1 protein-coding gene is annotated in these 1,460 nt (G+C 56.9%); it reads left to right on the plus strand.

All coding sequences use genetic code 11. From position 1 onward, the window contains the following. The coding region (locus tag OZ410_RS12655; protein WP_277708380.1) for a beta strand repeat-containing protein at positions 1–1,460 on the plus strand (1,460 nt) is incomplete at both ends.

Here is a 1,460-nt window from a genome sequence, read left to right on the forward strand (position 1 = left end):
AATTTTGACGGCACTTATACCTTCAATAGCTTCGACGGAACGCCTATTACCCTGGATACCCGTGCGGCTTCCAACCCCTACGACAATACCGCCAGCGGCCTGGCCGCCACTACCGTACAGGCGGCTATTGACGAGGTTGCTGCAGGCAGCACCGACGACCAGAACATCAGCGGCTCCGGTTTGGCCGGGACCACTCTGACCATTGGCATTGAGAATGGGACTTCCGAAACCGTAGACCTGTCTTCCCTGGTGAACGACGCGGATGCAGACCCGACCAACGAATACAACACCGGTATCAGCTTTGACGGCACCAACCTGACCGTAACTGATGCAGGAGGCAACCAGAGTGTGGACATCAGTGGGGTTTCTACCGACGACCAGACCATATCCACTGATGGTACTGCCGGGAACCTCTCCATTGAGAGTGGCAATACCATTACCCTGAATGTGGACGATGCCGATGCAGACCCGACCAACGAATTCAACACCGGAGTAGCCATCAACGGCGGGCAGGTGGAAGTAACCGATGGCGGGGGCACCCAGTCTGCCAACCTGTTAAGTGCGGATGCCAATAACGATATCGCGGTAGGATCCGATGGGGCCCTTTACCTGAATGTCGCCTCGGTTTCCGTTGCCGAGACCATTACCAACCTTTCCGACAACGGGGACGGTACCTTTACTTACGTGAACGAAAGCGGGGTAAGCCAGACGGTTGCCAAGAGCGATGTTACCGCCAACGGCGATGGCACCTATACCTTTACCAATAATGACGGATCCGATGTGATCCTGGATACCCGTGCGGCTTCCAACCCGTATGACAATGTCGTTAGCGGGCTTACCGCCACGGACGTACAGGCGGCTATTGACGAGGTTGCTGCAGGCAGCACCGACGACCAGAACATCAGCGGCTCCGGTTTGGCCGGGACCACTCTGACCATTGGCATTGAGAATGGGACTTCCGAAACCGTAGACCTGTCTTCCCTGGTGAACGACGCGGATGCAGACCCGACCAACGAATACAACACCGGTATCAGCTTTGACGGCACCAACCTGACCGTAACTGATGCAGGAGGCAACCAGAGTGTGGACATCAGTGGGGTTTCTACTGACGACCAGACGGCAGCCGAGGTAAGCATAGCCGATGCGGCAGCCAATTTCACAGCTACCGACGTAGAAGGTGCCCTGGCCGAACTGGCCGCAGGCAGCACCGACGACCAGAACATCAGCGGTTCCGGTTTGGCCGGCACCACCCTGACCATCGGGATTGAGAATGGCACCGGCGAGACCGTAGATCTGTCTTCCCTGGTGAACGATGCGGATGCAGACCCGACCAACGAATATAACACCGGCATTAGCTTTGACGGCACCAACCTGACCGTTACCGATGCAGGAGGCAACCAGAGTGTGGACATCAGTGGGGTTTCTACTGACGACCAGACGGCAGCCGAGGTAAGCATAGC

Origin of the sequence: Robiginitalea aestuariiviva, from assembly GCF_029537735.1 — a bacterium.
GTDB classification, from domain to species: Bacteria; Bacteroidota; Bacteroidia; order Flavobacteriales; family Flavobacteriaceae; genus Robiginitalea; species Robiginitalea aestuariiviva.